At 43.8% G+C, this 6,589-nt stretch carries 9 protein-coding genes and 1 pseudogene; 2 read left to right on the top strand and 8 right to left on the bottom strand.

Translation table 11 applies throughout. From position 1 onward, the window contains the following. The 4 genes from WBA23_RS08835 to WBA23_RS08820 all read right to left on the bottom strand — a co-directional run. On the bottom strand, window positions 1–131 hold a 131-nt coding region (locus WBA23_RS08835; protein ID WP_424581911.1), incomplete at its 3' end, for an aldehyde dehydrogenase family protein. A gap of 103 nt (window positions 132–234) precedes the next feature. Continuing rightward, complete coding sequence (locus WBA23_RS08830) at window positions 235–567, bottom strand: type II toxin-antitoxin system PemK/MazF family toxin (RefSeq protein WP_424581910.1); 333 nt, start codon at window positions 565–567, stop codon at window positions 235–237. After that, window positions 554–772 carry a hypothetical protein gene (locus WBA23_RS08825; RefSeq protein ID WP_424581909.1) on the bottom strand — a complete coding sequence of 73 codons (219 nt, stop codon included), beginning with the start codon at window positions 770–772 and terminating at the stop codon, window positions 554–556. The genes WBA23_RS08830 and WBA23_RS08825 overlap by 14 nt, the downstream gene beginning before the upstream one ends. A gap of 72 nt (window positions 773–844) precedes the next feature. Next, on the bottom strand, window positions 845–2,218 hold the full coding sequence (locus WBA23_RS08820) for an aldehyde dehydrogenase family protein (RefSeq protein ID WP_424581908.1): 1,374 nt from the start codon (window positions 2,216–2,218) through the stop codon (window positions 845–847). Window positions 2,219–2,312: 94 nt separating this feature from the next. Between WBA23_RS08820 and WBA23_RS08815 the strand changes: the two genes are divergently transcribed. After that, the gene (locus tag WBA23_RS08815) at window positions 2,313–3,248 is read left to right on the top strand and encodes a hypothetical protein (RefSeq protein WP_424581907.1); all 936 of its coding nucleotides are present in this window, start codon (window positions 2,313–2,315) and stop codon (window positions 3,246–3,248) included. Next, entirely contained in the window at window positions 3,241–3,930 is a 690-nt protein-coding gene (locus WBA23_RS08810; RefSeq protein ID WP_424581906.1) for an ATP-binding cassette domain-containing protein, read from the top strand. Before WBA23_RS08815 ends, WBA23_RS08810 begins: the two co-directional genes overlap by 8 nt. Before the next feature lie 19 nt (window positions 3,931–3,949). On the opposite strand, the gene WBA23_RS08805 is transcribed toward WBA23_RS08810, so the two are convergent. The 4 genes and pseudogenes from WBA23_RS08805 to WBA23_RS08790 form a co-directional block, all read right to left on the bottom strand. Beyond that, window positions 3,950–4,339: a type II toxin-antitoxin system VapC family toxin gene (locus tag WBA23_RS08805; protein WP_424581905.1), complete on the bottom strand. Its 390-nt coding sequence runs from the start codon at window positions 4,337–4,339 to the stop codon at window positions 3,950–3,952. Window positions 4,340–4,400: 61 nt separating this feature from the next. Further along, window positions 4,401–4,538 (bottom strand): hypothetical protein, encoded by a 138-nt coding sequence (locus tag WBA23_RS08800; protein WP_424581904.1) that lies wholly within the window; start codon window positions 4,536–4,538, stop codon window positions 4,401–4,403. 54 nt (window positions 4,539–4,592) lie between these two features. Beyond that, window positions 4,593–4,809: pseudogene (locus WBA23_RS08795) on the bottom strand (hypothetical protein); the annotation flags it as partial. A gap of 99 nt (window positions 4,810–4,908) precedes the next feature. Next, a complete protein-coding gene (locus WBA23_RS08790; RefSeq protein ID WP_424581903.1) occupies window positions 4,909–6,159 on the bottom strand; it encodes a serine hydrolase domain-containing protein in 1,251 nt (416 codons plus the stop codon). Window positions 6,160–6,589 lie beyond the last annotated feature (430 nt).

Here is a 6,589-nt window from a genome sequence, read left to right as displayed (position 1 = left end):
ACTGGGCCGAACGATTCTTCCCGCATTAGTTGCATTTGGTGGTTCACCTCAGTAAGCACGGTTGGTTCAAAATAATAACCAATGCGATCAGCCGGTTTGCCTCCGGTAAGCAGTTGAGCTCCTTTGTCCAGGGCATCCTACACTTGCTGCTCCAGTACCGCAATGGGTCTTTCTTCTTTAAAAAGCACTTCTATTAAGTGGGTTTCCTACTGAATATGAACTACTGATCCGAGATTAAGAAAGCTTATCTATAAGATTCTCAATCAACTGCTGATAGCGAGATTGAGAAATCTGACCTATTACTCCCGCTAAGTCTCGGCTAGGTAATGTTGCCAAGAAGCCGAGTCGTATTACGGAAGACACAGTGAGACCACTTTGCAAGAAATCATCATCGTTTTCCTGAACGACTTCATCGAAATTAGCAACAGCCTGTCTTAGCTGAGAACTGATTCCACATACTAACCAGTCTTGATAAGGAGGCATTTGTTTGAAAAGAAGAACCGGGCGAAGCTTTCTCTGTCCATCGGCTTGCTGCAAACTAGCCAAAGCTATATCACCTTCCTTCATAATTCTTGTTTGGTTCCACTTGGGAAAGATCATACTCCGGTTCTTCCGAGCTATAAGCACGGTTCAGTCCACTTCTTGCTAATTGATACCATTCCTCATCTCCTTCATCCAGCATTACAATAATAGCTCGACTATTAGTGGGAATAGTTACGTCTTCATCCAGCAGAAATTGTTTACCATTGTATGTTGCCTTTATTGCTTTCATATTTTAGCTGTTTTTTTCTTACAATATACTGAAACGCAGTTAACTGCTCTAAAACTACGAACGATAGAAACACTAACCATGATTAGAGCGCAAATGATACGCTTTCGGCTGGGTAAAAGTACGGATGCCTTGATAAGAAAGGGTACTACCGAACCCCGACTTTTTTCGGCCCGACCAGGGCAGCGTTGCACTCACTCGGTCGCAGCAGTTCCAGTAGGCGCTGCCGCTATCTATCTTGGCCAGAATTTCTTCAGCAGTTTCCTGCGTGTCGCAGTAAACAGCGGAGGTGAGTCCGTAGTCGGTATCCTGCATTAGCGCAATACCTTCATCATCGTCGGCTACACGCTGGATGCCAATGACTGGGCCGAACGATTCTTCCCGCATTAGTTGCATTTGGTGGTTCACCTCAGTGAGCACGGTTGGTTCAAAGTAGTAGCCGGTACGATCAGCTTTCTTCCCTCCGGTAAGCAGTTGAGCTCCTTTATCTAGCGCATCTTGTACTTGCTGCTCCAGTACCGCAATCTGTTCTTGGCGAGCCAGTGGACCAATGAATACGCCGTCTTCTTCGGGATTACCCAATTTGAACTGCTGCACTTCTTGGGTAAACGCTTCCAGAAATTCGTCGTAAATGGCTTGGTGGACGTAGATACGCTCTACCGCGCAGCAGCTTTGCCCGTTGTTGTAAAAGGCTCCTTCAGCGGCGGCTTGGGCTACTTGAGCCACATTAGCGTTATCATTCGGAACGTAGAGCGGATCTTTTCCGCCCAGCTCCATTTGGCAGGGCACCATTCTGGAAGCGACTGCTTCGTAGATATGTTGCCCGGTACGGTTGGAGCCGGTAAAGAAGTAACCATCTAGCGGAAGATTGAGCAAAGCTTTTCCCACTTCTCCGCCACCCGTCACTACTTGAAATACATCTTTGGGAATGCCTGCTTGATGAAACAATTCACCAATTTTCAGTCCGGTAAGCGTGGTATATTCCGAGGGCTTATACAGCACAGCATTACCCGCGATGAGGGCGGGAACGAATACGTTGACTCCCACCAAATAAGGATAATTCCAGGCGGAGATATTAGCAATTACTCCCAGCGGTTCGTATACGATTTTCTCCACCAAGCCTTCTTCCTCCGTGACAACTTCTTCGGCCAGCCACTTTTCTGAATTTTCTACAAAATACTGAATCCGTCCTGCCGCTCCCTTTATCTCGTTGTGCGATTGGTTCAGGGGCTTTCCCATCTCCTGGGTAAGCGTTTTGGCTAGTTCGTCCTTCTGGCTACTCAGTAGTTCAGCAAACTGGGCAACAGCGGCTATTCGTTCCGAAAGTGGCGTTTGGTGCCAAGCCGGTTGGCTCCGACGGACTCGTTCGTACTTCTCATGGGCGGAAGCAGGGGTGTCTTCTTGAATAGTGGTAATTAGGGTCTCGGTAGCGGGGTTGAAAATGTCCATAGTGAAAATAAGTAAGCGGTGTATCTTAGCGAAGATACGTTTTATTTGAACGATAAATGCAAGCAGAATGCACAGATAACACTACCTTTCGTGGATGGTTATCATCCTACTAAAATTACATCTTCGGCAGCTGGGAAGATCGCTTCGAGCGCTAGGGATAATCCGCAGTATCTTCGTTCTAGCCCTGCTGTTCTTCACATTGACCCGAATTCATACTGCAACTCCTCCAATTACCTACGTAGTGACTGCCCTAGTATTTTTGTCCCTCGCTTCGCTACACACGTTCAGAAAAGATAAGGTATTTCTTCAATTGCTTGATGTTCAACCTCGACTGCTGTACCTGATAGAGTATCATTTGCTAGCAAGCCCACTTTACGTACTGTTTCTGCTTAATTTTCGGTGGTTAGAAGTAGCGAGCTTACTGGTGGCAGTCACCCTTATTCCGTTCATAAATATGAACCTTACCGCTCAGGCGGGGCAAATCCGTAGCTTATCCTTCGTTCCGGCACCAGCGTTTGAGTGGAAGAGTAATTTGCGCAAGCAGAGAATTTGGATTGGATTGCTGTATATTTCAGCGTTGGTGCTGTATGCTTATCCGTTTGTCACGTTGCTGGTGATTGTTATCTTCACCTTCGTGGTCACTACCTTTTACAATGAAGCTGAACCCCGGTCAATGGTGGAAGTATTTGCTGATATTTCACCTCGGACTTTTCTTTGGCAGAAGGGAAAGGCGCATTTGCTTGTGTTTTGGGTGGGTTGCTTACCACTGGTGCTGATTTTTTTGGTAGTAAATACTGAGTATTGGTACGTTCTGGTAATTTGGTTTTTCGTTAGTTCTATCATTCAATTGCTCAGCATTATGCTGAAGTACAGTTTTTATCAGCCCGGGCATACGCTCAACAACAATGTGTTTATGTTCATCTACTTTCTTAGCTTGTTCGTGCCCTTTTTTGTTCCGGTACCCCTAGTAATGCTGATAAACTACTATCGGCGAGCCAAAAATAACCTAAGACCCTATTTGGATGATTAGTTTAGAGAACGTCTGTCTTCGCTACGGAAAGAAGGAAGTGATCCGCAATTTAAATTTAACTATTGCCTCAGGAAGCACCCATGGTTTGGTAGGGTTGAACGGCTCGGGTAAAACCACCTTAATTACTGGTTTGTGCGGGCTAAAGCCACTAGCGGGGGGCAAAATACAGTTTGATAACCGATCTTTGGTCAAGAAAGATGTAGCCTATCTGGAAACGAATAATTTCTTCTACTCTAATATTACCGGCCGGGAGTATCTGGAACTGTTTACCTACCATCACCCTAACTTTGCTATTGCGGAATGGAATCAGTTGTTTGATCTGCCGCTAGATCAGTATACCGAATCGTACTCTATGGGCATGAAGAAAAAGCTGGCGTTTATGGGAGTCATCGCGCTGGATCGGGCTATTCTGGTGCTAGACGAACCCTTCAACGGCATTGATCTGGAGACTACTCAGAAGCTGAAAACGATTATTAAGACATTGCAAGAGCGGGGCAAAACAATTTTGCTAACCTCGCACATACTAGAATCACTGACTAGCTTGTGCACTGCCGTTAGTTACCTTGCTGCTGGACAGATTCAGCACACCTTTCACCCACCAGAGTACGCTGAAATGGAGAATAAGATATTCGGCAGCTCTCAGGAAAAGAATGCTGAATTGGTAAGGAAACTGTTGAAGTGAACTTTTTTCTTTCGATTTACTAAACCACTACGGTTAAATTATCTATCTGCCGAAAGTGTTGATCTCGGCTTACGAGTGTGAGTTGGTGTTGTTGAGTAGTAGCAGCAATCCAAATATCATTTCCTGGAATAGGCTTACCTTTCTGACGTAAGCTGTCTCGAGAATACCCGTACCAATAGCTCGTCTCCTCATCGGATGGAAAAATATGACATAATGATAGGAAGAAGCGAATTCGCTGCATATTCTGCTGCGTTTTAGCAGACTTTAAAGCTCCGTAATAGCGTTCGCCGACTACTATTAGAGAGCGTTGAACTATCTCTAGTTTGTCAATCTTTTCTACCACGGTTGCTTCTCCGTTAAAGAGCGCAATAATGATATTTGTATCTAATAGACACTCACTACCACTCATGAGTATCTATGGTTCGGCACTCATCAATGGCTTGTTGAATCTGGTTAGCTTTCTGATCGTTTCATATTCCGACAAAGTTGGATAGTTTAGATTTGTTAGGTTGAGACGTATCCCTGCTTTGTTCTTGCTGAAGAGTTATGTAAAGTTTACGAATGAGTTCTTCATCCTGAATAGCGATAAACTCTTCTAAAAACTTCATTTTAATATCAGCTTAATCCTTTCGGGCAGGAGTCTTTCTATATTTAGGTATTGGCTGCATGTTGCGTGAAGGGTTACCCCAATCTAATTTTCCGTGCTTTCTTAACCAAGCTAATACCGTGCTCCTTACCTGGATATCGTATATCTGCTGAACTTATTTATAGGTCAGTTCGCATCTTTTATCCGATCTACTACAATAATTTAAAGCCCAGCGTATTGTCCGGTTGAGTGCGCTTTTTTCGGAATTTCTTTGCTTCTTGATGTCCTTTCATAACCAAGTTAGTTTTCTGCCAGCTTATTTCAAGACGGGACATAGGTACGAAAAAAGCCCATCGTGAACGGATGGGCTTTGTAATGAAAGAACGTATTTCTTACTGATGATAGCTTAAACTAAATAAATCGTGTTCAGGCCAATTATCAAACTGGGTTAACTCTTTCTGCATAATGTAGCTAATACGCCCTGTAAAGTAACGACTACGGTGGTTACTTGTGTTCGCTAAAACTACCCAAGACGTACCATCTTGATGCCGCTTAACTAGCGCCGATGTTCCCGCTAATGTACCTGTACGCCACCAGGTGCCACCCACTTTGGCACTTCGCCAACCGTAGGGCCGCCCCCATTTGGTTTCTATCATATCTAGTAACGATTCGTTACTTAAAATATCAGGGCTGCTCTTAAATCCATCTACTGCTACTAAGAACTTCATCAGATCGGCTGATGTAGCTACCCAGCCACCCGCCGCGCCTAGGGCCTCAATATTAAAGCTGTACGCATTAGATACTAGCTCTCCTGATCCATACATATCTGGTCGCACATTGTTAGATGATAAATCGTAGTAGCTTACTTCATTCTCAAAACGATCTTCCGGTAGGTTTTTAGCTAAGTGCATATTGGTAATACCCAAAGGTGCTAAAATTTCAGTCTTCACAAATTCTTCGTAGCTCATGCCTGATTTGGCTTCAATCACTCGGCCCAGCAGACAATAGCCAAAATTAGAATAGTCGTAGCGAGTACCCGGACGATACGGTAGGTTCTTGGATAGAATAAACTTAATAATATTATCTAAATCGGGGGTGCCTTCTACTTCCATAGCATCGGCAATACGCAGCGGAATAAACAGTGGATCGCCAAACGAACGTTTGCTCCAACCGCCGGTATGGTTTAATAGATGCTCTACCGTAACTTTATAGTGCTTTTTATCTTTGATTCCTTGGTAAGGTTCGGTATTCAGAATGCCGGCTTCACCAAATACTGGCTCATCCATTTGTAGATGCCCTTCTTCCCGCAATTTCATAATAGCTACTGCAGTAATTAACTTAGATACACTGCCGATTCGGAATAGATGATGTGGTTGAACGGGTTCCTCAGTTTCCTGATCAGCGAAGCCAAACCCTTTAGCATATACCAATTTGCCATCTTTAACTATTCCTAACGAAGCGCCTATAATACCCTGCTGCTGAATGAAATGATCCATTGCCTGATCAATAGGCACAAAGTCAGCGAAGGCCGAATGCTCATTGGTAAGCAGTTCAACTGAGCGAACATAATCTTCATAGCTATTACCCCAAGCAGCCTGCCCTGATTCAGAAATCGAAAACGGAACGCCCAAGTATAGTAACATGAACGCCCCAGCTGAAACAAAAGAATGGATGCGAAGAGGAAAAGAAAGCCGTGAGGGTACGAATTTTCTTACAATCCTTTGCATGGTTTTAATCTACAGTGAAGTCGGTTGTTGGTAGTTTTTGTATTCAATTTACTACCGGATTTAACGCTGTTTAGTTCATTAGTGTATAGAAATACCTAATCGTAACTACTAAGTAGTACAAATAATCTTACGTAAGCAACGCCTTTGTGACAATATGTCAATAACTTATTTATATAATTCTATTATTATTTTTTAGCTTTGAATCATCGGAAACTGGAAACTAGTGAAGGATAACGGTGTAGGGGTAAGTGACAACAGAGGTTTGAAGTCTAGTGACCAAAAACAATCAACAATTTAGCCATTTACATAATCAACTATGAACTATCGAAAATTTGGCCGTTTGGGC

The sequence above is a fragment of the Tunicatimonas sp. genome (genome assembly GCF_049647865.1).
In the GTDB taxonomy this organism is placed as follows: Bacteria; Bacteroidota; Bacteroidia; order Cytophagales; family Cyclobacteriaceae; genus Tunicatimonas.
Note: the sequence above shows the minus strand (reverse complement) of the source record. Positions and strands in the feature narration are given on the sequence as shown.